This window comes from Pseudoalteromonas sp. SCQQ13 (genome assembly GCF_015864415.1).
Lineage (GTDB): Bacteria > Pseudomonadota > Gammaproteobacteria > Enterobacterales > Alteromonadaceae > Pseudoalteromonas > Pseudoalteromonas nigrifaciens.
The window spans coordinates 1-23,746 of sequence record NZ_JADYXG010000034.1; the positions used below are offsets into that span (position 1 = coordinate 1).

The 23,746-nt window shown below is 39.9% G+C and carries 18 protein-coding genes, 5 tRNA genes and 2 pseudogenes; 21 read left to right on the plus strand and 4 right to left on the minus strand.

What is annotated here, in order from left to right; all coding sequences use genetic code 11:
- From I6F41_RS17415 to purF, 7 genes are all read left to right on the plus strand, one after another.
- On the plus strand, positions 1–1,605 hold a 1,605-nt coding region (locus I6F41_RS17415), incomplete at its 5' end, for a FimV/HubP family polar landmark protein (RefSeq protein ID WP_331460907.1).
- Between the two features lie 149 nt (positions 1,606–1,754).
- Positions 1,755–2,549, plus strand: coding sequence for a tRNA pseudouridine(38-40) synthase TruA (truA, locus tag I6F41_RS17420; protein WP_011328733.1), 795 nt, complete (start codon positions 1,755–1,757; stop codon positions 2,547–2,549).
- Between the two features lie 154 nt (positions 2,550–2,703).
- Positions 2,704–3,579, plus strand: a complete 876-nt coding sequence (gene accD / locus I6F41_RS17425) for an acetyl-CoA carboxylase, carboxyltransferase subunit beta (RefSeq protein WP_011328732.1) — start codon at positions 2,704–2,706, stop codon at positions 3,577–3,579.
- A gap of 25 nt (positions 3,580–3,604) precedes the next feature.
- A complete protein-coding gene (gene folC, locus I6F41_RS17430) occupies positions 3,605–4,870 on the plus strand; it encodes a bifunctional tetrahydrofolate synthase/dihydrofolate synthase (protein ID WP_197108872.1) in 1,266 nt (421 codons plus the stop codon).
- 11 nt (positions 4,871–4,881) lie between these two features.
- Complete coding sequence (locus tag I6F41_RS17435) at positions 4,882–5,511, plus strand: SPOR domain-containing protein (RefSeq protein ID WP_197108874.1); 630 nt, start codon at positions 4,882–4,884, stop codon at positions 5,509–5,511.
- A gap of 196 nt (positions 5,512–5,707) precedes the next feature.
- The gene (locus tag I6F41_RS17440; RefSeq protein ID WP_058373811.1) at positions 5,708–6,202 is read left to right on the plus strand and encodes a CvpA family protein; all 495 of its coding nucleotides are present in this window, start codon (positions 5,708–5,710) and stop codon (positions 6,200–6,202) included.
- 18 nt (positions 6,203–6,220) lie between these two features.
- Entirely contained in the window at positions 6,221–7,747 is a 1,527-nt protein-coding gene (purF, locus tag I6F41_RS17445; protein WP_089368566.1) for an amidophosphoribosyltransferase, read from the plus strand.
- 93 nt (positions 7,748–7,840) lie between these two features.
- On the opposite strand, the gene I6F41_RS17450 is transcribed toward purF, so the two are convergent.
- Complete coding sequence (locus tag I6F41_RS17450) at positions 7,841–8,440, minus strand: Yip1 family protein (RefSeq protein WP_011328727.1); 600 nt, start codon at positions 8,438–8,440, stop codon at positions 7,841–7,843.
- Positions 8,441–8,663: 223 nt separating this feature from the next.
- Here I6F41_RS17450 and miaE point away from each other — a divergent pair, with 223 nt between their 5' ends.
- Positions 8,664–9,431 carry a tRNA isopentenyl-2-thiomethyl-A-37 hydroxylase MiaE gene (gene miaE / locus I6F41_RS17455; RefSeq protein ID WP_011328726.1) on the plus strand — a complete coding sequence of 256 codons (768 nt, stop codon included), beginning with the start codon at positions 8,664–8,666 and terminating at the stop codon, positions 9,429–9,431.
- Between the two features lie 18 nt (positions 9,432–9,449).
- Here miaE and I6F41_RS17460 read toward each other — a convergent pair whose 3' ends face one another.
- Both I6F41_RS17460 and I6F41_RS17465 read right to left on the minus strand, forming a co-directional pair.
- On the minus strand, positions 9,450–10,190 hold the full coding sequence (locus tag I6F41_RS17460) for a UDP-2,3-diacylglucosamine diphosphatase (RefSeq protein ID WP_182684165.1): 741 nt from the start codon (positions 10,188–10,190) through the stop codon (positions 9,450–9,452).
- 112 nt (positions 10,191–10,302) lie between these two features.
- Positions 10,303–10,794 (minus strand): peptidylprolyl isomerase, encoded by a 492-nt coding sequence (locus I6F41_RS17465; RefSeq protein WP_193039041.1) that lies wholly within the window; start codon positions 10,792–10,794, stop codon positions 10,303–10,305.
- 155 nt (positions 10,795–10,949) lie between these two features.
- Here I6F41_RS17465 and cysS point away from each other — a divergent pair, with 155 nt between their 5' ends.
- Entirely contained in the window at positions 10,950–12,329 is a 1,380-nt protein-coding gene (gene cysS, locus I6F41_RS17470; RefSeq protein ID WP_086993300.1) for a cysteine--tRNA ligase, read from the plus strand.
- A gap of 88 nt (positions 12,330–12,417) precedes the next feature.
- On the opposite strand, the gene folD is transcribed toward cysS, so the two are convergent.
- Positions 12,418–13,272 carry a bifunctional methylenetetrahydrofolate dehydrogenase/methenyltetrahydrofolate cyclohydrolase FolD gene (gene folD / locus I6F41_RS17475; RefSeq protein WP_011328722.1) on the minus strand — a complete coding sequence of 285 codons (855 nt, stop codon included), beginning with the start codon at positions 13,270–13,272 and terminating at the stop codon, positions 12,418–12,420.
- 345 nt (positions 13,273–13,617) lie between these two features.
- Here folD and I6F41_RS17480 point away from each other — a divergent pair.
- From I6F41_RS17480 to I6F41_RS17535, 12 genes and pseudogenes are all read left to right on the plus strand, one after another.
- Positions 13,618–13,694: transfer RNA gene (locus tag I6F41_RS17480), tRNA-Pro, on the plus strand.
- Positions 13,695–13,810: 116 nt separating this feature from the next.
- Positions 13,811–13,887: transfer RNA gene (locus I6F41_RS17485), tRNA-Arg, on the plus strand.
- A 23-nt stretch (positions 13,888–13,910) separates the two neighbouring features.
- Positions 13,911–13,986 (plus strand) — tRNA-His (locus I6F41_RS17490).
- Between the two features lie 15 nt (positions 13,987–14,001).
- Positions 14,002–14,078: transfer RNA gene (locus tag I6F41_RS17495), tRNA-Pro, on the plus strand.
- A gap of 64 nt (positions 14,079–14,142) precedes the next feature.
- Positions 14,143–14,219, plus strand: a tRNA-Pro gene (locus I6F41_RS17500).
- Between the two features lie 456 nt (positions 14,220–14,675).
- Positions 14,676–15,980 carry a trigger factor gene (tig, locus tag I6F41_RS17505; RefSeq protein WP_011328721.1) on the plus strand — a complete coding sequence of 435 codons (1,305 nt, stop codon included), beginning with the start codon at positions 14,676–14,678 and terminating at the stop codon, positions 15,978–15,980.
- Positions 15,981–16,144: 164 nt separating this feature from the next.
- Entirely contained in the window at positions 16,145–16,762 is a 618-nt protein-coding gene (clpP, locus tag I6F41_RS17510) for an ATP-dependent Clp endopeptidase proteolytic subunit ClpP (protein ID WP_011328720.1), read from the plus strand.
- 132 nt (positions 16,763–16,894) lie between these two features.
- Positions 16,895–18,178, plus strand: coding sequence for an ATP-dependent protease ATP-binding subunit ClpX (gene clpX / locus I6F41_RS17515; protein WP_011328719.1), 1,284 nt, complete (start codon positions 16,895–16,897; stop codon positions 18,176–18,178).
- A 149-nt stretch (positions 18,179–18,327) separates the two neighbouring features.
- Positions 18,328–20,688 carry an endopeptidase La gene (gene lon, locus I6F41_RS17520; RefSeq protein ID WP_011328718.1) on the plus strand — a complete coding sequence of 787 codons (2,361 nt, stop codon included), beginning with the start codon at positions 18,328–18,330 and terminating at the stop codon, positions 20,686–20,688.
- A gap of 170 nt (positions 20,689–20,858) precedes the next feature.
- Positions 20,859–21,167: pseudogene (locus I6F41_RS17525) on the plus strand (HU family DNA-binding protein); the annotation flags it as partial.
- A gap of 171 nt (positions 21,168–21,338) precedes the next feature.
- A complete protein-coding gene (locus tag I6F41_RS17530) occupies positions 21,339–23,240 on the plus strand; it encodes a SurA N-terminal domain-containing protein (RefSeq protein WP_197108876.1) in 1,902 nt (633 codons plus the stop codon).
- Between the two features lie 241 nt (positions 23,241–23,481).
- Positions 23,482–23,607: pseudogene (locus tag I6F41_RS17535) on the plus strand (transposase); the annotation flags it as partial.
- Positions 23,608–23,746: the final 139 nt, after the last annotated feature.

Genomic DNA, 23,746 nt, shown 5'->3' on the forward strand with positions numbered 1-23,746 from the left:
CAGCCTGAAGCAGCGCTTGAAGAGCAATATAATACAGCTGAGTTAGTAGAAGAAACTGATGACTTCGACTTAGATGATATTGACGATATCGACAGCTTAATTGATAACTTAGACGACGACCTTGATGAACATGATGCACAAATAGATACAGCCCTTGCTGAATCAGTAGAGGATTTAGAAAAAGCGCAGCAAGAGTTAAATAGTGAAGACGCTGAATCTGTTGCCTCATCATTCAGTGAAAATACAGAGTCAGCACTTGAGTCAGAACCAGAGCTTGCAGTAGAAGAGCAAGACGATTTTGGCGATTCAATTATAGAGGATTACTCAGATACATCGCAGACGTTACTCGATCCTGAAGATGCGCTTGAAGAATATAATGACGATAATTTAAAAAGTGTTGATGAGCTTTTAAATGAGCTACAACAAGCATCCGATGATGAAGAGTATGTAGAACCCCCTCAGTGGTCGGTTGATGATTTTAATGATGTAACAGAAGCCGAATTAGGTGACGACCCTCTAGGTATTGAAAATGATGAATCTGAATTATTAGCAGATGAGTCAGTGCCTGATGTAGCAGCGCCAAGCGAAGAGCTTGATGTAGACGAATACCCTGAGCTAGATCTGAATGACGATGCAATACTAACAGCAGATGAACAGCAAGCGTTTACTCCGCAAGAGCTGCAAGGCGATAACCTAGATGGTGATGCTAAAGGTATGGCCTCGAGTCAAGCTGAACAAGATCTTGCAAACTCGCTACTAGCCGGTGGTAATTTAGATAGTTTAAATGATGACTTTGACGATGAACTATTAATTGAAAATGATTTTTCAGAGCTCGATAGTGAACAACAAAATGAAGATGAATTATTAGCAATAACCTCACCACCAGAGGTTGATACAAGTAATTCGTCTGAGCAGCAATTAAATGATGACGTTAGTGATGATTTGCTTAACGAAGTAGACGATATTCAAATTGAGCAATTAAATGAAGAGTTAGATGAGAAGTTAATTGATGAGCAAACAAATGTAGACCGTGAAGCGGCATTAATGCCAACAGAGTTACCGCATAACGGTGAAGTTGCATCGGATGATGAGCTTGATGACGAGTTTATGGCCGATTTAACTCAGACCGACTTTGATGCATTACTAAATGAATTAGCCGATGCTGATGAGCTGGATATTGCAGACAGTAGTGAGTTTGACGTTGATTTTAATAACTTACTCAGTGATGAAATAGATACTGATGAATCAGCTTTAGTGCCACAGCCAACTGTTAACAGTAATACTATTGAGCAAACTAGCAAAGATGAGTTTGTAGATATTGATGCGTTATTAGAGCAAAGTGACGACGCAGATACAGAGCACGAACCTTACGATGATGTGAATATGGACGTAGGGCTAGGTGATTTTGACTCATTACTGGCCGGCGATAACCCAACAGATGTTGATGCTGAAAGTGGCGGTTATTCTGCTAAATTAGACTTAGCCCGCGCTTATATTGAAATAGATGATTTTGACTCAGCGCTTAAGGTTATCGAAGACGTTATTAATAAAGGCCCTGAAGAAGTTCAACAAGAAGCGCTTAGCTTAAAAGCTAAACTTAAATAAAATAAAGAGCATAAATTTAAAGCCCGTAATTTTACTAATTACGGGCTTTTTTAATCGGGATAGGTTTGATTATAGCGCAGCTGCTTTTATTGCATCGCTAGATAGCATAAAATGCCCCGTTCATTAGCACAGTAGGTAAAGCAGTAATTATGCGAGTAGCACTTGGAGTTGAATACAACGGCGCACGCTATAGTGGTTGGCAACGACAATCACACGTAAACAGCGTACAACAAGAAGTAGAAACAGCGTTATCGCGTATTTGTAATCATCCGGTTGCAATTGTATGCGCAGGGCGTACCGATGCCGGTGTGCATGGTACCGGGCAAGTTGTGCACTTTGATACAGATGCACCACGCGATATGGTGGCATTTACTTTAGGCATGAATACATTGTTGCCTAAAGATATTGCTATTCGTTTTGCTCAGCCAGTGGCTGATGATTTTCATGCTCGTTTTAGTGCTACAGCACGCCGTTATCGTTATGTTATTTATAATAACCCACTTCGTGGCGCGGTATTAAACGAAGGTGTTACGCACTTTCATCACACGCTTGATGAAACTAAAATGCAAGAAGCGTGTCAGTATTTAATAGGTAAATACGACTTTACGTCGTTCCGCGCTATTCACTGCCAAGCAAATACTGCTATTAGAACAATTCAGCATTTATCGGTACAGCGCCAAGGCAGTTACGTTATTATAGATATTAAAGCCAATGCTTTTTTACATCATATGGTACGTAATATAACGGGTTGTTTAATGGATATAGGCTTACATAAACAACAACCTGTTTGGCTAAAAGAATTGCTAGATTTAAAAGAGCGAGCAAAGGCAAGTGCAACCGCTAAAGCTGCCGGTTTATACCTGGTAGATGTTGATTATCCTGAACAATTTAACATACCTAAAACGCCATTAGGACCTTTGTTTTTACCAGATATTAGTATTTAATTAGGTGGTTTTTAACTGTTTAATCTAAGCGCTGGCAACTACTAAGACCAGTTTTTGATACCGTGTTAGTGTAATTCATGTTTTAATTGAGAAAATTTGTTTGCATGATAAGCATGCAAGCTCGCGACACAGAACAGCATTAAGAGAGTTGCAAATGAGTTGGCTAGAAAAAATCTTACCTAAAACGACAAAAGCATCAGGTCGTAAAGAAATTCCAGAAGGTGTTTGGGCTAAGTGTACATCGTGTGATTCTATTTTGTATAAAGCCGAATTAGAAAAAGCATTGAATGTATGTCCTAAGTGCGATCATCATATGCGTATTAGTGGGCGTAAGCGCCTTGAGTATTTTTTAGATGAAGGTGACCGTGTAGAACTTGGTACACAGCACGAACCTAAAGATGTGCTTAAATTTAGAGACTCAAAAAAATACTCTGACCGTATTACAGCGGCGCAAAAATCAAGTGGTGAAAAAGACGCGCTTGTGGCAATGAAGGGACATTTAAAAGGTATTCCTGTAGCTGCTGTAGCATTTGAATTCTCATTTATGGGCGGTTCAATGGCATCGGTAGTAGGTGCACGTTTTGTTGACGCTGTTGATCAATGCTTAGAGCATAATATGCCACTTATTTGTTTTTCGGCTTCTGGCGGCGCACGTATGCAAGAAGCACTTATTTCATTAATGCAAATGGCTAAAACCAGTGCCGCGCTTGCTAAAATGACAGAAAAAGGCTTACCATTTATTTCAGTTATGACTGATCCAACAATGGGCGGTGTTTCTGCATCGCTTGCTATGTTGGGCGACATTAACGTAGGCGAGCCAAAAGCATTAATTGGTTTTGCAGGGCCGCGTGTTATTGAGCAGACAGTGCGTGAAACACTCCCTGAAGGTTTTCAGCGTAGTGAATTCTTGCTTGAACACGGTGCAATAGACATGATTATTGACCGTCGTGAAATGCGCGATACATTGGCACGCATTTTGGCTAAGTTTATGAACTTGCCTTCTACTGAGCAAGAGCATAGAGTAGCGTAAATTTAAGCTTTATTGATCTAACGCTATGACAAAAACAATTCCTAGCCAATCATCAATCCTTGATGATTGGCTTTTTTATTTAGAAAGTGTTCACCCTGCAAATATTGCAATGGGGCTAGAACGCGTTGCCAGTGTTGCTAATAACATTGGGCTATTAAACACCTCAAGTAAAATTATTTTGATTGCCGGTACCAATGGTAAAGGCACCACAGCACGCTGCCTAGAGTCGTTACTTTTAGCGCAAGGCCTTAGCGTAGGTACGTATGCTTCACCACATTTAACGCACTATAACGAACGTGTACGGGTAAATGGGCAAGAGCTTAGCGACCAGTATCATGTTGATGCCTTTCATTTACTAGAACAAGGGCGCAAAGATACCGCACTCACTTATTTTGAATATGGCACCTTGGCTGCGCTGGCAATTTTTAAGCGCTGTGAGGTTGACTACGTACTCTTAGAGGTAGGTTTAGGCGGGCGTTATGACGCCACTAATATTGTTACGCCTTTTGCGAGTGTTATTACCACTATCGATTTAGATCACAAAGAATACTTAGGTGATACGCGCGAACTCGTTGCTTATGACAAAGCGGGTATTTTTCGTGAAAATACGCCGGCTATTATTGGCGATTTAAATATTCCCCATACCATGACTGATTATGGCGATGAAATAAATGCCAAGATGGTTTTATCAGGGAGTGACTTTATATTTAAAGAACACGCAGATACCTTTAGCTGGCAACATCAACAGTACAACCTTGAATTAGCTAAACCAGCAATTCCTAGTCAAAATGCAGCAACAGCGTTAACCACGCTAAGTGTGTTAAATTTACTCCCGAGTGAGTCGGTGATCAAAGCCTGTTTAGCAAACCTGGTTGTGGAAGGGCGTTTTGAGCAGTTAAGCGACCAACCCTTGGTATATACCGATGTAGCGCATAATCCTGAATCGGCTCGATATTTAGCAAGTAAATTACTAAGCTACAAAGATAAAGGCTTTAAAATTCATGCATTAGTCGCTATGCTTGCTGATAAAGATAAAGCAGGTGTGCTTAAAGAAGTAAGCCATTTAGTTGATCAATGGTCGTTAGCGAGTTTAAATGGCCCTCGTGGTGATAGCGCTAGCAACTTACAAAATGCGCTACAAAGCATACCGCATAATGATATTAAGCATAGTTATAATAGCGTAGCAGCAGCACTCGATGTAATTTTGCCAACACAACAAAACGACACAGTTTTGATTGTTTTTGGTTCATTTTTTACCGTTGCTGGCGCTATTGATTATTTTAAAAAATAGAGAGAATATCGGTGAACTCAAGTTTTATAAATCGCTTAGTCGGAACAAGTATCGTGGTAATAGCAGCAATTGTGTTTATACCTAACATACTTGATGGTGAAAAAGTGCACTATAAAGAAGGCTTTAAAGCGATTCCAGAACGCTCTGAGTTCAAAACAATCGATCTGCAGCAAGAAATTGATGAAAACGTAGCCGGAGCAGACTCGTTGCAACAAGATGAGATAGAAGACATTCAAGCAGATGATATCGCTTTTGAACAACAAGCTAATATTGCTCAAAGTGACTATACATCAGAAGCTAAAGTGGTAGAGGCGCTAATAGCGCCTAAAGCTCAACCAAGAGCAGCTGCGCCGGTACAATCAATCAAGCCACGCCAAAACAATGAGAACCTAACCAGCATGGCTTATGTCATTCAATTAGGTAGTTTTTCTCATGCCGCAAACGTAAAAGCGCTGCAAGTAAAGCTGCAAGCTAAAGGGTTCAAAACCTTTACTAAGCCAGTAAAAACGCCAAACGGTACATTAACTAAAGTATTTGTTGGCCCATCGCTTAATAAAAATGAGTTACAAAAGCAATTACCAGCACTTAAAGAGCTAACTAAGCTCAATGGTAAAATAACGCAATTTGAAGTAACCAAGTAACGTGTTACACCTAGCCTTGTGTAGCAAGGTTAGGTGTTTTTATTAGTCGTATTACAGTTCTCATATGTTGGTCAAAACTATTTTAATTAAGGTTAAAATTTACTGTTTTGGGCAACCAGTTATCTCCCGCTTAAACTTGCATATTAACGATGTTTAGGTATAGAATGCGCCCCAAATTAGCGACTAATTGGTTCTTATGATCTGGGTTGATTACGCCATTCTTGGCATTATTGCACTATCTACCGTCATCGGTTTAATACGCGGCTTTGTTAAAGAAGCTATGTCATTAGCTGTATGGGCTGGCGCTTTTATCATCTCTAGCTTGTTCTATCAATATTTAGCTTCCTTCCTAACTACCATTTCTGAACCCCTTTTAAGAAATGCAGCGGCCATAGCCATATTATTCTTTGTGACGCTATTGTTGGGCGGTTTACTAAACTACATTTTAGGTGAATTAGTACAGCGTACTGGTTTATCAGGCACCGACCGTGTTTTTGGCATAGTGTTTGGTGCTCTTCGAGGCGTGTTGGTCGTGAGCGCGTTACTCTTCTTTCTTGATGCTTTTACAGGTGCGCCTAGTACGCATTGGTGGGGCAACTCTATTTTGATTCCGGAATTTGGCTTTGTTGTTGAATGGTTTTTTTCATACCTTGAAAACAACTCAAGCTTTTTAAATTCAGTAAACCGTTAATCGGCGAGGATAAATTACATGTGTGGTATCGTTGGAATAGTCGGAACATCGCCAGTTAATCAGGCGATTTATGATGGCTTAACTGTTTTGCAGCATCGCGGCCAAGACGCCGCGGGTATTATTACCATTGACAACAATACGTTTAGCTTACGCAAAGCAAATGGTTTAGTGAGAGATGTATTTCACACTCGCCATATGAAACGATTGCAGGGAACAATTGGCATAGGCCATGTTCGTTACCCAACAGCAGGCTCGTCAAGCTCATCAGAAGCGCAGCCATTTTATGTAAACTCTCCTTTTGGTATTGCATTAGCACATAATGGCAACCTAACGAATGCAGAAGAGTTAAAAGAGCAATTGTTTTCAGAAGCACGACGCCATGTAAACACCACCTCTGACTCAGAAATATTGCTTAATATTCTTGCGCATGAGTTAAGTAAATCAAACAAGCTACAGCTTGGCGCAGAAGATATTTTTACCGCTATTACCGAAGTAAATAACAAAGTGAATGGCGGCTATGCTGCTATCGCGATGATTATTGGCCACGGTGTGGTGGCGTTTCGTGACCCTAATGGTATTCGTCCATTGGTATTTGGTAAACGCGAAAGCGCAAAAGGCACCGAATACATGTTTGCTTCAGAAAGTGTTGCACTAAAACAAGATGGTTTTGAATTTATTCGTGATGTAGCACCAGGTGAAGCTATTTATGTAACCGAAAACGGTGAATTTCACTCGTTAAGCTGTGCAGATAAAGTATCTTATTCACCATGTATTTTTGAGTTTGTTTATTTTGCTCGCCCCGATTCAACCATTGACCGTATGTCTGTTTATGCAGCACGGGTAAATATGGGAACTAAATTGGGTGAAAAAATAGCACGTGAGTGGGCTGATAAAGACATTGATGTGGTTATTCCTATTCCTGAAACATCGTGTGATATTGCGCTCGAAATAGCCCGTGTTCTTGATTTACCTTACCGCCAAGGTTTTGTTAAAAACCGTTACATTGGCCGCACATTTATTATGCCAGGCCAAGAGTTACGTAAAAAATCGGTGCGTCAAAAGTTAAATGCCATAGATCGTGAGTTTAAAGGTAAAAACGTATTACTGGTTGATGACTCAATTGTGCGTGGTACTACCTCAGCGCAAATCGTTGAAATGGCTAGAGAGTCGGGTGCTAAAAACGTTTATTTTGCATCAGCTGCTCCTGAAATACGTTTTCCTAATGTGTACGGTATTGATATGCCATCTGCAGCCGAGCTGATTGCTCATGGCCGTGAAGTGGAAGATATTAATGCAAGTATTGGTTCTGACGGTTTGATTTTTCAGTCATTAAAAGATTTGATTGCAGCGGTTGGCAAAGAAAACCCTGAAATCACTAAATTTGAAACATCAGTATTCGATGGCCAATATATAACTGGCGACATTGATCAAGATTACTTAAATCGTATTGATAAAATGCGTAATGACTCTGCAAAAAGTACTCGCGAAAATGCGATGTCTGCAGGGTTAGAGATTCATAATCAAGATGAAAACGAATCAGACTAATCGTTAAAAATATTTAAATAAAAAAGGAGCTAATTAGCTCCTTTTTTTTGTGCAAAAAAGCACAAATACTTTTACTCCAACGCGGTGCAGTGCTTATGTAAACATGGGGCTCACTATTCCATTAGTCCATAGCATAGCGGTAACCGCTAAAATAATAACCAGTAAAATTAAGCCACAAGTTACTACAGAGCTTGCGTAAATAAAGCCTCGTTCTTCTGGTATATGCATTAATATTGGCACACCGGTATAAAGTAAATAAACCGAGTAAGCCAAAGCAACCATGCCTACGCACACCACAAACCATAAGTGCGGTAAAAAAGCAGCTAGTGCCGACATAAACACCGGGGTTGCAGTATAAGCTGCTAGTTCGAGAGCTTGAGTGAAAGTGGGCTGAGCACCAAAGGTTACTCCCATCCAGTGGGCTAAATAAGCCAAAGCAAATATACCCGCAATTAGCGCCACATACATTGCAATTGCAATAAGTAGTGCACTGTCATGGGTTAAAAATACGGGGTTTCCTGTACCTATGCTCCATCCTAAATATACCGATGAATAGTACCCCATAACCGAGGGAAACAGCGCTATCAACACAATATGCGAGAGGCTATAAGTTAGGCTTTCATGGCGGTTATCAATTGTTTGCCATTCTTCAAGTGGGTGAGCGTAAAGCCCCCATAGGTGGTTTAGTATCATAGTGTTTACTCCATAAAAGTAACTTATTAGTTTTTTACTGTTTTATTTTTATACAGTCACTATACAGTTATGGTTCACTTGCAATACAAAGTCAAGGCAACATTGTATTAACATTTTGAAGTTGTAAATGATACCCATGTAAAAGTAGGCCGTGGTGATCTTTTAAAAAGGTTTCATGGTAAAATCGTTATTAAGTTTAAAGTTATACTGAGATATGCAAAAAGTGTCTACGCAACAATTATTAGCGCCAATTTTAAGTTTTTTAAAATGCGAAACCCCACAGCAGTGGGTTGATGAAGCGATAAAAAAAGAAAATTTATCGATTATATTAATCGACCATTTGATATGTGAATTAAAGGCAGCGCAATCAGCGATGTTTTTAATTCGTAAGTATGCGGTGGATAAAGAAAGTAGCGACGCTCTGCTTGAGTGGCTAAAACCGTTTGAAACATTAATTTATAAACGTGAAGGTAATTGGCGTGACTTAGCGGCTAAAAACAAGCTTACCAAGGCTATTATTCCTAAATCTAACTCGCCGTATGGGCAAGAGTTAATCGATAAAATGGTGATGCTAATAAAAGAAGAGTTGCATCATTTTTATCAAGTATTAGAAATTATGGACGAGTACGGTGTTGAATATAGAAGTATTACCCCATGTCGTTATGCTAAAGGTATGCTGCGCAATGTGAAAACCTTTGAGCCAGATGCTCTGGTCGATAAGCTTATAGTGGGTGCTTACATTGAGGCGCGATCGTGTGAGCGTTTTGCTAAGCTTGCTCCGCATGTAGATAAACGTTTAGGTGACTTTTATATATCGCTATTGCGCTCTGAAGCGCGACATTATCAAGATTATTTAACGCTGGCGCAAGAAATTGCCGACTTTGATATTACCGAGCGAGTGCAGTTTTTTGCAGAAAAAGAACGTGAGCTCATTGCAACGCCCGATACCGACTTTAAATTTCATAGCGGTATTCCTGCATTAAAAAACTAACCTTTTGTAGCACTCATTTTACGCCTTAAAAGGAGTGCTAATTAACTTTTGAGCCTGTGGTGTAACCACTAAATATGAGCCTTGGGTGTACCAGTCACCTAAAACTGTACGCGTTAAAGTTTCTTGGTTTACTGTGTAAGTATGCACATTAGGGCGATGAGTATGACCGTGGATCATATTAGTGACCTGGTGCTTAGCAAAAGTAGCGAGTACGGCGTCATCAATCACATCGAGTATTTCAAGGGGTTTATTGGCTTGGCTAAGTTTACTTTTTTCACGTGCATTACGGGCTATTTTTTTACGATACCATAGTGGCATAGCCAACATTAGTTTTGGCCACCACCATCCGCGGCTTTTACGACGAAACTTTTGGTACTCTATATCTTGAGTACACATTTCATCGCCATGTAAAATAACCGTTGGTGTACCGTATAAATCTATTACGGTTTGCTCATCAAGTAAGGTCATGCCTGCCATTGCGGCATACTTGTCGCGCATAATAAAGTCGCGATTACCATGAATAAAATAAACCGGTGTACCGCCATCACTGACTGCTTTTAAATGCTTTGCTACATTAGCGCTCAGCGTTGTAATGTAATCGTCGCCAACCCATACTTCAAAAAAATCACCTAAAATGTACAGTGCATCTACATCTTGATGAAGTATGTGCGTATTTAAAAAGCTAAAAAATGCCGCGCTAATATCAGGGCGGTTTTCACTTAGGTGTAAGTCGGCAATAAAATAAGTTTTGCGAGTCATAGATGAGTCTTTTTAGATAAAATAAAAGCGGGCTTATATAAATTAAGTAAATATTTAAACTTAATTTATATTAATACCCGCTTATATACTCACATAATGTGAGTAAACGCTATTAGTTAACAGTAACGCTTTCGATAATTACATCTTCAAGTGGTACGTCTTGATGAAAGCCGTTGCTACCAGTTGCTACGCCTTTAATTTTATTAACTATGTCCATGCCTTCAACAACTTCAGCAAATACACAGTAACCCCAGCCTTGCGACGTTTCGCTGCTGTGGTTTAAAAAATCGTTGTCGTTAACGTTAATGAAAAATTGCGCTGTAGCTGAATGAGGATCAGGCGTACGTGCCATTGCTAAAGTACCTACTTTATTTGATAGGCCATTGTTAGCTTCATTTTTAATTGGATCATTTACTTCTTTTTGATCCATACCAGGGATAAAACCACCGCCTTGAACCATAAAACCATCGATTACACGATGAAAGATAGTGCCGTTGAAAAAGCCAGCATTTGCATACTCTAAAAAGTTTTTAACTGTGTTTGGAGCTTCTTGAGCAAACATTTTAATGGTGATGTCACCAAAATTAGTGTGTAGAACAACCATGAGGTTTCCTGTATCTGGTTTAAATAGTCGCGCTATTTTATCTCAGTTAGCTAAGATTAACAAAGTAGATGTTTGCTTTGTTATAAAGCGCTAGAGCAGGGGCTTTGCAAGTGGTAACATAGCTGTTCAAGTTAATAGTCAAGGACTCAAAGTAAATGGTTAATATATACAACACACTAACGCGACAAAAAGAGCAATTTAAACCAATGGTCGAAGGTAAAATCGACATGTATGTGTGTGGTATCACCATTTATGATTACTGTCATATTGGGCATGCGCGTACCTTTGTTGGCTTCGATGTGATTGTTCGCTACCTTCGCCACATTGGTTACGATTTAAAATATGTGCGTAATATTACCGATGTTGATGACAAAATAATTAAACGCGCTAACGAAAATGGCGAGTCAATAAACGACTTAACTGTGCGCATGACGAAAGCCATGCATGAAGATTTTGATAGTTTAAACATGTTACGCCCCGATGTTGAACCAACAGTAACTGCGCACATGGATGAAATTATTGAAATGGTTGAGCGCTTAATTACCAAAGGCCATGCTTATGTTGCTGCCGATGGCGATGTATTGTTTGATGTTTCTACCTTTGAGCAGTACGGCGCATTATCGCAGCAAGATTTAACCATGCTGCAATCAGGATCGCGTGTTGAGGTTGCTCAGGATAAAGACGATCCGCTTGATTTTGTATTGTGGAAAAAAGCCAAAGCGGGTGAGCCATCATGGTCATCTCCATGGGGCGAAGGGCGTCCAGGTTGGCATATTGAATGTTCTGCTATGAGCTCAAAGCATTTGGGTGAGCATTTTGATATTCATGGTGGGGGTTCTGACTTACAGTTTCCGCATCACGAAAACGAAATTGCACAATCGTGCTGTGCAAATAATGGCAAGTATGTAAATACTTGGATCCACACGGGTATGGTGCAAGTAAATAAAGAAAAAATGTCTAAATCGTTAGATAACTTTTTTACTGTGCGTGAAGTGTTAAAACAGTACGATGCAGAATCGGTACGTTACTTTTTAATCTCGGGCCATTACCGCAGCCAGCTAAATTATTCGCAAGAAAATTTAGATCAAGCTCGCTCATCACTTGAACGTATTTATACAGCACTTCGTGGGGTTGAACCAGTAGCGTGTGAGCTTGATGACAACGAGTATGTTATTAAGTTTAGAAAGGCGATGGATGATGACTTTAATACACCAGAAGCATTACCTGTGTTGTTTGAGCTAGCTAAAGAGCTAAACCGCGTAAAAGATATTGATAGCCAGCAAGCAGGGCAGTTAGCATTTATACTAGGTAGCATAAGCGAAGTGCTAGGTGTTGCTCAGCAGGACCCAGAAGCCTTTTTACAAGGTGGGCAAGACGATGATGAAGTAGCACAAATTGAAGCGCTAATAGTTAAGCGTAACGATGCGCGTGCTAGTAAAAACTGGGCTGCTGCTGATGAAGCGCGCGATGCACTTAGTGCGTTAGGCGTAATACTAGAAGATTCAGCCGGTAAAACCACTTGGCGTAAAGCGTAATTGGTTTATTTCAAAAATAATAACTAACTTTATTAGTTGCATTAAAAAGGGTTGCCACTTGGCAACCCTTTTTTGATTCTGTTAGCGCTTAGCTATGATATTTTTCACACGCTTCGAGGGTGTTTTCAATCAAGCTTGCCACTGTCATAGGGCCTACACCACCAGGTACAGGGGTAATAAAGTCAGCTTTTTGCTCAGCAACACTATATTCAACATCACCCACTAACTTACCGCTATCTAAGCGGTTAATACCTACATCAATAACAATCGCACCTTCTTTAACCCAGTCACCAGGAATAAATTCAGGTTTACCAACTGCAACCACTAATAAATCGGCCCGACGAACATGGGTTTCTAAGTCTTGTGTAAACTTATGACAAACAGTGGTAGTGCAACCAGCTAACAATAGCTCTAGTGCCATAGGACGCCCTACAATATTAGATGCACCTACAACCACAGCATGCAATCCTTTATAACGCACACCCGTTGAGTCAAGTAAGGTAATAATACCTTTTGGTGTACAAGGACGAAGGGCTGGCATACGTTGGGCTAGTCGGCCTATATTGTAAGGATGAAAACCATCTACATCTTTATGCGGAGTAATACGTTCAAGAATCTTTTCTACATCAAGACCTTCAGGTAAAGGGAGTTGTACTAAAATACCGTCAATTTCTTGATCGTTGTTTAATTCATCAATTAACTCTAATAGTGTTTGCTCAGTGGTATTTGCTGGTAAATCAAAAGATTTAGAGATAAAACCAACTTCTTCACAGGCTTTACGTTTTGAGCCAACATAAACCTGACTCGCAGGGTCGAGTCCTACAAGCACTACTGCAAGACCGGGCGCACGAAGGTTTTGTGCTACTCGCTCTGAAACGCGTTGTGCAACTGCGCTACGTACTTGTTTTGCTATTGCTTTACCATCAATGATGTTTGCCGTCATGGGTGACCTTTAATTAGGGTTAATTAACTTGATACAGATACTTAAAATGGATATACAAAAAATAGGGGTAATGTAATAAAGAAATACTTACTTTATTAAATCCATTTTTAATATGTTTACTATTTTCGCAGAAAAGCACTAAAGCGCCAAGTTGCTTTTAGCTAATAGCGTATTTGATTATACAAAATAGTCTAAATTTCAGCCGGCTATTAGGTTATTCTGGCTATTATGAACTAAAAGTGAGCAATTGAATTGTTTTCTTAAAAAAACGTTTGACCTAACCCAGCCAAATCACTATTATGCACCCCGTTGTCAACGAGGTCACTCGCTAACAATTATAAGCATCGGCGATTAGCGCAGTTTGGTAGCGCACTTGGTTTGGGTCCAAGGGGTCGCAGGTTCAAATCCTGCATCGCCGACCACTTTCTTAAGTAATTAAGCTAAGTGGATATTATTTGGGTATTAATGCAATAGTACATTTGCACAAAGCCATTGTACTTACGTAATTAGCTTATTGGTAAACTATGAAGTTTTCGATGCGCCCATAGCTCAGCTGGATAGAGCAACGCCCTTCTAAGGCGTGGGTCGAAGGTTCGAATCCTTCTGGGTGCACCATTTGAAAACAAGTAAATACCGTGGTGATTGTAGCTCAGTTGGTAGAGCCCCGGATTGTGATTCCGGTTGTCGTGGGTTCGAGCCCCATCAGTCACCCCAATTTACAAAGAGTATCGGCGATTAGCGCAGTTTGGTAGCGCACTTGGTTTGGGTCCAAGGGGTCGCAGGTTCAAATCCTGCATCGCCGACCATTTTCTTATAAATGGTCTTAAATACAAAGTTTAAGTATTCAAAAGTTAAGTATAAAAAATATATCGGCGATTAGCGCAGTTTGGTAGCGCACTTGGTTTGGGTCCAAGGGGTCGCAGGTTCAAATCCTGCATCGCCGACCATTTTCTTTATTAACAATAATAAATGAAAATGGTTTTGATATTACACGCACTACTCACTTCAAAATCAGTATTATCGAGCACTTTGTTAAACCAGAGATTGTTAATATTCGAAAATAAATAATAAAAACTCACTAATAAACTATTTTAGAACTTATAAACTATAATTTTATACTTTTGATTAGCTGCTAAATTAGCCTGTTTTTTATTCGCTTGATTACTAATAACACAATTGTGCTTCAAAAAATTGTTTCCTACACTCGACTATCATCAATATTACGTTATAATGCCGCGTCTATTATTTTAATATAGTGCCCGCAGGGCAGAGCAGCAATGGTATCTGGTGGTAGCGACGAATGTTTTTAAGCCACAAAGGTTTAAATTTTATCAAGACTCCTAAAGATGACTTTGTGTGTAAAGAAGGCGAACAGTCGCCAAAATTGAAGATTGAGGTAAATCATGCAAGTTTCTGTTGAGACGACCCAAGGCCTTGAGCGCCGTCTGACCATCACCGTTCCTGCAGAGAACGTTGAGAATGAAGTAAAAAAACGCTTACAACAACTGTCAAAAACGCAGCGTATTGATGGCTTCCGTGCTGGTAAAGTTCCAGCATCAGTAATTAACAAGCGTTTTGGACCAGCAGTTCGTCAAGAAGTTGCTGGCGAAGTAATGCAACGTAATTTCTATGAAGCAATTGTTTCAGAAAAAATTAACCCAGCTGGCGCACCAACATTTGCTCCAAAAGCACTTGAAGCTGGTAAAGATTTAGAGTTTTCGGCTACGTTTGAAGTTTACCCTGAAGTTGAAGTTCAAGGTTTAGACAAAATTACAGTTGAAAAACCAGCCGTAACAGTAACTGACGAAGATTTAGCTAACATGCTAGAAACACTTCGTAAGCAACACGCAGACTGGGCTGAAGTTGATACAGCTGCTGGCGAAAACGACCGTGTAACGGTTGATTTTGTAGGTACTATCGACGGTGAAGTATTTGAAGGCGGCAAAGCTGAAGACTTCCCATTAGAACTTGGCCAAGGTCGTATGATCCCAGGTTTTGAAGATAATATCGTAGGTAAAAAAGCAGGCGAAGAAGCAATTGCTGACGTAACTTTCCCTGATGATTACCATGCTGAAAACTTAAAAGGTAAAGCGGCTCAATTCACTATCACAGTGAAAAAAGTTGAAGCGCAAGAGTTACCTGAATTAAGCGAAGAATTTGCAACTAAATTCGGTGTTACCGAAGGTGGTGTTGACGCGCTTAAAGTTGAAGTTAAAAAGAACATGACACGTGAGCTAGACCAAGCGGTTAAAGCTAACGTTAAAGATCAAGCTATTAAAGGTCTTTTAGCGAACAACGAAATTGAAGTGCCTAAAGCACTAGTTGATCAAGAAGTTGACGCATTACGTCAGCAAGCTGCTCAACGTTTTGGTGGCGATGCGCAAAACATGCCTGAGCTTCCTGCTGAATTGTTCCATGAGCAAGCAGTAACACGTGTTAAAACTGGCCTTTTATTAGGTGAAGTGATTAAAGCTAACGAGATTAAAGTTGACGACGCTAAAGTTGAAGCATTAATCGCAACGGTAGCTTCTGCATACGAAGATCCAACTGAAGTAGTAGAATACTACAAAGCGAATGATCAACTTATGCAGCAAATGCGTAATGTAGCAATGGAAGAGCAAGCTGTTGAGGCTATCTTAGCTAAAGCAACTGTGACTGACGTTGAAACAGCATTTGACGACATCATGAATCCACAGCAAGGTGCTTAATAAGTCATTGACTTAAGTGCTCGCTAACGATTAAATGGCTCGTGTTACTCTGTTTATGCAGTGTGCTCGGGCCATTTTAGTTTGTGGTTCTTAATTTGCGAAAAATGATAACTATGCTTTTCTTTAATAAGGACAAGTATAAGCGCATAAGGAATTAAATAAGTATGAATATTGGTATTACAGATCCCCTAAACGCATTGGTCCCTATGGTTGTTGAACAAACACCTAAAGGCGAGCGCTCGTATGACATTTATTCGAGATTATTAAAAGAGCGTATTATCTTTTTAACGGGTCCTGTTGAAGACAACATGGCAAACCTGATTTTAGCGCAAATGTTGTTCTTAGAATCAGAAAACCCAGATAAAGATATCTTTTTATATATAAACTCACCAGGTGGTTCGGTTACTGCGGGTATGGCAATTTACGACACAATGAACTTCATTAAACCAGATGTAAGTACAATTTGTGTAGGTCAAGCTGCTAGCATGGGTGCTTTTTTACTTACCGCTGGGGCAAAGGGCAAACGTTTTTGTCTACCGAACTCGCGCGTAATGATCCACCAACCATTAGGTGGTTTCCAAGGTCAAGCATCTGACTTTGAAATACATGCCAAAGAAATCCTGTCTATTAAAGACAAGCTAAACCGCTTAATGGCTGAGCATACAGGCCAACCATTAGACGTGATTTCTAAAGACACTGATCGTGATAACTTTATGAGTGCTGATCAAGCTGTAGATTACGGCATTGTAGACTCAGTATTTAAAAATCGCGCTAGCAAGTAAGCGTTTGGCAAACAGCTAGGCTGTTTGCCACTTTGAGTTACTATGCGAAAAAATTAAATTTTGGTATAGTTAAAACGTATTGAAATAGCCATCGACCAATTTGGTGGCCAACGTATAAAATGAGGTAGCTGAATGTCTGACACTCCTACAGACGGCGACAAAAGTAGTAAATTGTTATACTGTTCTTTTTGCGGCAAAAGCCAACATGAAGTACGCAAATTAATTGCAGGCCCTTCAGTATATGTTTGTGATGAATGTGTAGAGTTGTGTAACGATATTATCAGAGAAGAAATAAAAGACATTGCGCCTAAGCACGATGCCTCTGACAAACTACCTGTACCAAAAGAAATTCGTAAACACTTAGACGACTATGTTATTGGCCAAGACCATGCTAAAAAAGTATTGTCTGTAGCGGTATACAACCATTACAAACGCCTACGTAATCAGTCGACTAAGCAAGATATTGAACTAAGTAAAAGTAATATCTTATTAATTGGCCCTACAGGTAGTGGTAAAACATTACTAGCAGAAACGTTAGCACGCTTATTAGATGTGCCGTTTACTATGGCCGATGCAACCACATTAACCGAAGCGGGTTATGTGGGTGAAGATGTTGAAAACATCATTCAAAAGCTGTTACAAAAATGCGATTACGATGTAGAAAAAGCACAACGTGGTATTGTTTACATAGATGAAATTGATAAAATTTCTCGTAAATCAGACAACCCGTCAATTACGCGTGATGTATCAGGCGAAGGCGTGCAACAAGCACTACTTAAACTGATAGAAGGCACCATAGCTTCGGTTCCACCACAAGGTGGCCGTAAGCACCCACAGCAAGAGTTTTTACAAGTAGATACGTCTAAAATCTTGTTTATTTGTGGTGGCGCATTCTCAGGTCTTGATAAAGTGATTGAGCAACGTAGCCATAAAAATACCGGTATTGGTTTTGGTGTTGATGTTAAAGAGTCTGCAGCGAGCCGTTCTTTAAGTGATACATTTAAAGACGTAGAGCCAGAGGATTTAGTTAAGTACGGCTTGATCCCTGAGTTTATCGGCCGTTTACCGGTAGTTGCTACATTAACTGAACTTGATGAAGCTGCACTAATACAAATTTTAAGTGAGCCTAAAAACGCCATTACTAAACAGTTTTCAGTATTGTTTGGTATGGAAGATGTTGAGCTTGAGTTTCGCGATGATGCCTTAGCTGCAATTGCCCACAAAGCAATGGAGCGTAAAACAGGTGCTCGTGGTTTGCGTTCAATCGTTGAAGGTGTATTACTTGATACTATGTATGAGCTACCTTCTATGGATAATGTAAGCAAAGTGGTTATAGATGAAACCGTAATTAAAGGTGAATCAGACCCAATTTTGATTTATGAAAATAATAATCAAGATAAAGCAGCATCTGAGTAGTTTTTAAGCTATTTGATTTAAAAAGGAGCCTAAGGCTCCTTTTTTTATAATTAATTTAATTGAGTACGGGAAAATCGTTGAACTTTAATTAGGTTATCCCCATATACTTGAGTAATCTTTAAAATAAATGAAGTGCAAAGAGAAATATAATGACGCTTGAGAGAACCGATCGAGTCGAAATCCCAGTATTAGCACTGCGCGATGTAGTGGTATATCCGCACATGGTGATCCCGCTTTTTGTAGGCCGTGAAAAATCAATAAAATGCCTTGAAGCGGCAATGGATAAAGACAAACAAATTTTCTTGGTTGCCCAAAAAGATGCAACCGTAGATGAGCCTGAGCAAGATGATATTTATCGTGTTGGTACTATTGCCACTGTACTTCAGTTATTAAAGTTACCAGACGGTACAGTAAAAGTTTTAGTAGAAGGTACGCAGCGCGCAAAAATTGAAGAGTTTATTGATAGCGAAGAATTTTTTGTAGCTAATGCGCAGTTTATTGAATCAGAATCAATAGATGAGCATGAGCAAGATGTGTTTATTCGCAGCGCAATTAGCCAATTTGAAGGCTATGTAAAACTCAATAAAAAAATCCCACCAGAAGTACTTACTTCGGTTTCGGGGATTGACGATCCGGCGCGCCTTGCCGATACCATGGCAGCTCATATGCCATTAAAAGTGCCTGAAAAACAAAAAGTATTAGAAACCTCAAGTGTTACCGAACGCTTAGAATACTTAATGGCGCTAATGGAAGGCGAAATAGATTTACTGCAAGTTGAGAAAAAAATACGTAGCCGCGTTAAAAAGCAAATGGAAAAATCACAGCGCGAGTATTACCTCAATGAGCAAATGAAAGCGATTCAAAAAGAGCTCGGTGAACTTGATGATGTGCCAGATGAGTTTGAAGCGCTGAAAAAGCGTATTGAAGAGTCGGGCATGCCAACCGAAGCAAAAGAAAAAGCGACGGCTGAGTTAAGTAAGCTAAAAATGATGTCGCCAATGTCGGCAGAAGCCAGTGTAGTGCGCTCATACATAGATACACTAATTAGTGTACCGTGGAAAAAACGCTCAAAAGTTAAAAAAGATTTAGCTGGCGCGCAAAAAATACTTGATAGCGACCATTACGGCTTAGAAAAAGTTAAAGAACGTATTTTAGAGTACCTAGCGGTGCAACAACGTACTAACAAGCTTAAAGGGCCTATTTTGTGTCTAGTAGGGCCGCCTGGTGTGGGTAAAACCTCTTTAGGTCAATCTATTGCACGCTCTACCGGCCGTAAGTATATTCGTATGGCGCTTGGCGGTGTACGTGATGAAGCTGAAATTCGTGGCCATCGTCGTACTTACATTGGCTCAATGCCAGGTAAAATGATTCAGAATATGACAAAAGTGGGCGTTAAAAACCCATTGTTTTTACTTGATGAAATCGACAAAATGTCATCAGACATGCGTGGTGATCCCGCATCTGCATTACTTGAGGTGTTAGATCCTGAGCAAAATAGTCATTTTGCCGATCACTACCTAGAAGTTGACTACGATTTGTCGGATGTGATGTTTGTTGCTACATCAAACAGCTTTAACATTCCAGGGCCGTTACTAGATCGAATGGAAGTTATTCGTTTGTCGGGTTACACCGAAGATGAAAAACTAAATATTGCTAAACAGCACTTAATTACCAAGCAAGTTAAGCGTAATGGCTTAAAAGAGCATGAAATTGAGATAGCCGATAGTGCCATTACCGGTATTATTCGTTATTACACGCGTGAAGCGGGTGTACGTAATTTAGAGCGCGAAATATCTAAACTATGTCGTAAAGCGGTTAAAAATATTTTAATCGAAAAAGACACCACAACAGTCACTATCGATGAGCACAACCTAGAGGACTTTTTAGGGGTGCAACGCTTTGATTACGGTAAAGCAGAAGACGGCGACCGTATTGGCCAAGTTACAGGCCTTGCATGGACTGAAGTGGGCGGCGACTTGCTAACTATTGAATGCGCCGCAGTACCAGGTAAAGGTAAGCTTAGCTATACCGGCTCATTAGGTGATGTAATGCAAGAGTCGATACAAGCAGCCATGACAGTAGTACGAAACCGAGCGGAAGAGTTTCGTATTAACAGTGATTTTTATGAAAAGCGCGATATTCATGTACACGTACCAGAAGGCGCAACGCCTAAAGATGGTCCAAGTGCAGGTGCTGCTATGGTAACTGGTTTAGTGTCGAGCTTAACTGGTAATCCGGTACGTGCCGATGTTGCCATGACAGGCGAAATTACATTGCGTGGTGAAGTACTACCAATTGGTGGCTTAAAAGAGAAATTATTAGCAGCGCATCGCGGCGGTATTAAAACGGTTATTATTCCAAAAATTAACGAACGTGACCTAAAAGAGATCCCAGACAACGTATTGGCTGGCCTCGATATTCACCCAGTTACATGGATTGATGAAGTATTAAAACTTGCTTTAGTGCACCCAGTTGATAGTTTTTCAGTCGAAACGCCGAAAAACCGATAAAAAACGCTAAAAAAGTGCTTTTAGGGGCTTTTCAAATCTAAACGGTATGATAAGTTAAGCACTGGTTTTCAAGCCTAGCCCTTATGGTTACTAGGCTTAAGAAAAATATAATCGTATGAGCATAATAGTTTGCTCTAAATTTTCAAAACAGTGATGTTAGTAAAAAACAATCGCTCTTGATAACAACAATTAAAGAGGATGATATTGTGAATAAATCTCAATTAATCGATCAAATCGCAGCTGATGCTGACATTTCTAAAGCGGCTGCAGGTCGTGCACTAGATTCATTTATCGAATCAGTTACTGGCGCACTTAAAGAAGGCGACTCAGTTGCACTTGTTGGTTTTGGTACTTTTTCAGTTCGTGACCGTGCTGCACGTTCAGGCCGTAACCCACAAACTGGCGAAACAATTCAAATTGCTGCTGCAACTATCCCTGCATTTAAAGCAGGTAAAGCACTAAAAGACGCAGTAAACTAATCACTGTTTTAAACACATTAGTTGTGGCGAGTGTAAAAATACTTAATGACCACAGAAGATGAATTAAGTAACTTTACCGCCAGTTACTTCAAGTGAAAAAGCGTATCTGGTAAGATACGCTTTTTTTACATATGACAAGGTAAAAACCTTGCTCAGAAAAGAGATAAACAAATGCTTGAGAAAATCAGAGAAGGTTCGCAAGGACCTATAGCCAAAGTAATTTTAGGCGCCGTGATTTTATCTTTTGCTTTAGCAGGAATTGGTAGTTACCTAGGTCAAACCACAGAACAACCTGTTGCTGAAGTAAATGGTATTAAAATTAGTCAAACCGAATTTAATCGTGCGTTTCAAAATGAACGAGGCCGATTAGAGCAACAGTTTGGTGAATACTTTACCCAAATTGCAGCCGATCCAAATTACATGGCGCAAATACGCCAAGGTGTAATTGACCGTTTAGTACAACAAGAACTGCAAACTCAACTAGCGGCAGAGTTAGGCCTTCGTGTAAGCGATGAAAGTGTAAGACAAACCATTTTAGAATTACCTTATTTTAAAATTGGTGAAAGCTTTAACAACGACCGTTACTTGCAAGTTATTCGTCAAATGAACTTTCAACCAGACTCATTTCGCGAGTATTTACGTAAAGACATGACACGCAGCCAGCTTGTATCTGCTGTTGCGGGAAGTGATTTTGCGCTAAAAAATGAACTTGAGAGTGCCATTGCTCTACAACAACAAACGCGCAGCATTGACTACCTAGTAGTTAATAAAGAAGCAATGCAAGACAGTGTTGTAGTGAGTGAGCAAGAAATAGCTGATTACTATGAATTAAATAGCGGCCAGTTTTTATCTCCTGAGCGTTTATCGGTTAATTACATAGAGCTAAAAGCGCAAGACATTACAGTTGCTTCAGTAACTGAAGATGACGTAAAAGCCTATTACGAACAAAGTAAAGCGCAATACGTTGAGCCTGAAAAGCGTCGTGTTTCGCATATTTTAATTGATAACAGTGAAGACGATGATGCAGCTAAAGCAAAAGCAGAGTCTTTATTAGCGCAATTAAATCAAGGTGCTGATTTTGCCGAGCTAGCAGAGTCATCGTCTGATGATATTGTAAGTGGCGAAATGGGTGGCGATTTAGAGTGGATAGAACGTGATGTAATGGATCCTGTTTTTGAAGACGCAGCATTTGCGCTCGAAAATAAAGGTGACTACTCAGACGTTATAGCATCAGAATTTGGTTACCACATTATTAAACTAACCGACCTACAGGCGCAGCAAGTAAAAGCCTACGATGATGTAAAAGCAGATTTACGTGCAGAACTAGAAAAAGCTGAAAAAGTAGATGCATTTTACGAAAAGCAAACAGAAATGGCCGCGCTTGCGTTTGAAATTTCAGACCGCTTAGTTGATGCAGCAGAAGCCGCGGGTGTAGAGATTAAGTCTACTCCACTTGTAGCGCTAAATGAGCTACCAGAGCCGTTAAACAGCCCTGCAGTTATTACAGCATTAACATCAGTTGATTTACTTGAAGATAAAGTAAACTCAGAGCTGATTGAGTTAGGTAATGAGCATGTTATTGTGGTGCGTGTTAATGAACATGAGCCAGCTGCCACTAAAGCACTAAGCGATGTAAGCGAGCAAATTAAAGCCAGCTTAGTTAACGAGAAAACATCAGCGCTTGCTAAAGAAAAAGCCCGTACACTCTTTGCAGAAGTACAAGCAGGCAAGAGTTTAAATGACGTTGCCGCTGAGCAAAACTTAACAGTTCGCCAAGAAGCGCAGTTAACGCGTCAGAGCTATACTGTTTCGCCAGCTATTGTGACGCAAACATTTAAAATGGCTCACCCAACTGATTCAGCAATCGTTGAGCTAGTTAATTTAAATAATGGTGATGCTGCGATTGTTGCGCTTAAATCGGTAATGAACGCTGAAGTTGCAGATAATATTGACCCACAAATTCAGCAAAACATTACCATGGCACAAGCAAACAAAAACTACATGGTGTTTATTGAGTCATTAAAAGCTCAAGCGAAAATTAACTTACCAAATGTAGCGCAAGCCGCAGAGTAAAATTCGTAATAAAATAATTAAAAGGCGCTTTTTAAAGCGCCTTTTTTGTTTGTAAAAAAGCAGCTATTAGGAAAAGTAGTTATTACTAAAAGAAGGTGCCAGATATCAGTAAGTGATTAACCGAATTTGGTATTTAGGTTTACAGTTGAAATATTTTTAATGCAGACACCCACCTTAATATTTGTAATATCAGTGTAATTAACTATGCTCTTTTTAGTGCAATAATTAAGCAGGGTGTCACATGGCTATCGCAAGAAAACGTCAGGTAAGTTTGGTCGATACAAAATACTATCACTGTATTTCGCGCTGTGTACGCCGTGCATTTTTATGCGGCGTAGACAACTTTACTAATCAATCGTATGAACATTATTTTTAATGCAGACACCCATCTTAATATTTGTAATATCAGTGTAATTAACTAAGCTCTGGTTAGTGCAATAATTAAGCAAGGTGTCACATGGCTATCGCAAGAAAACGTCAGGTTAGTTTGGTCGATACAAAATACT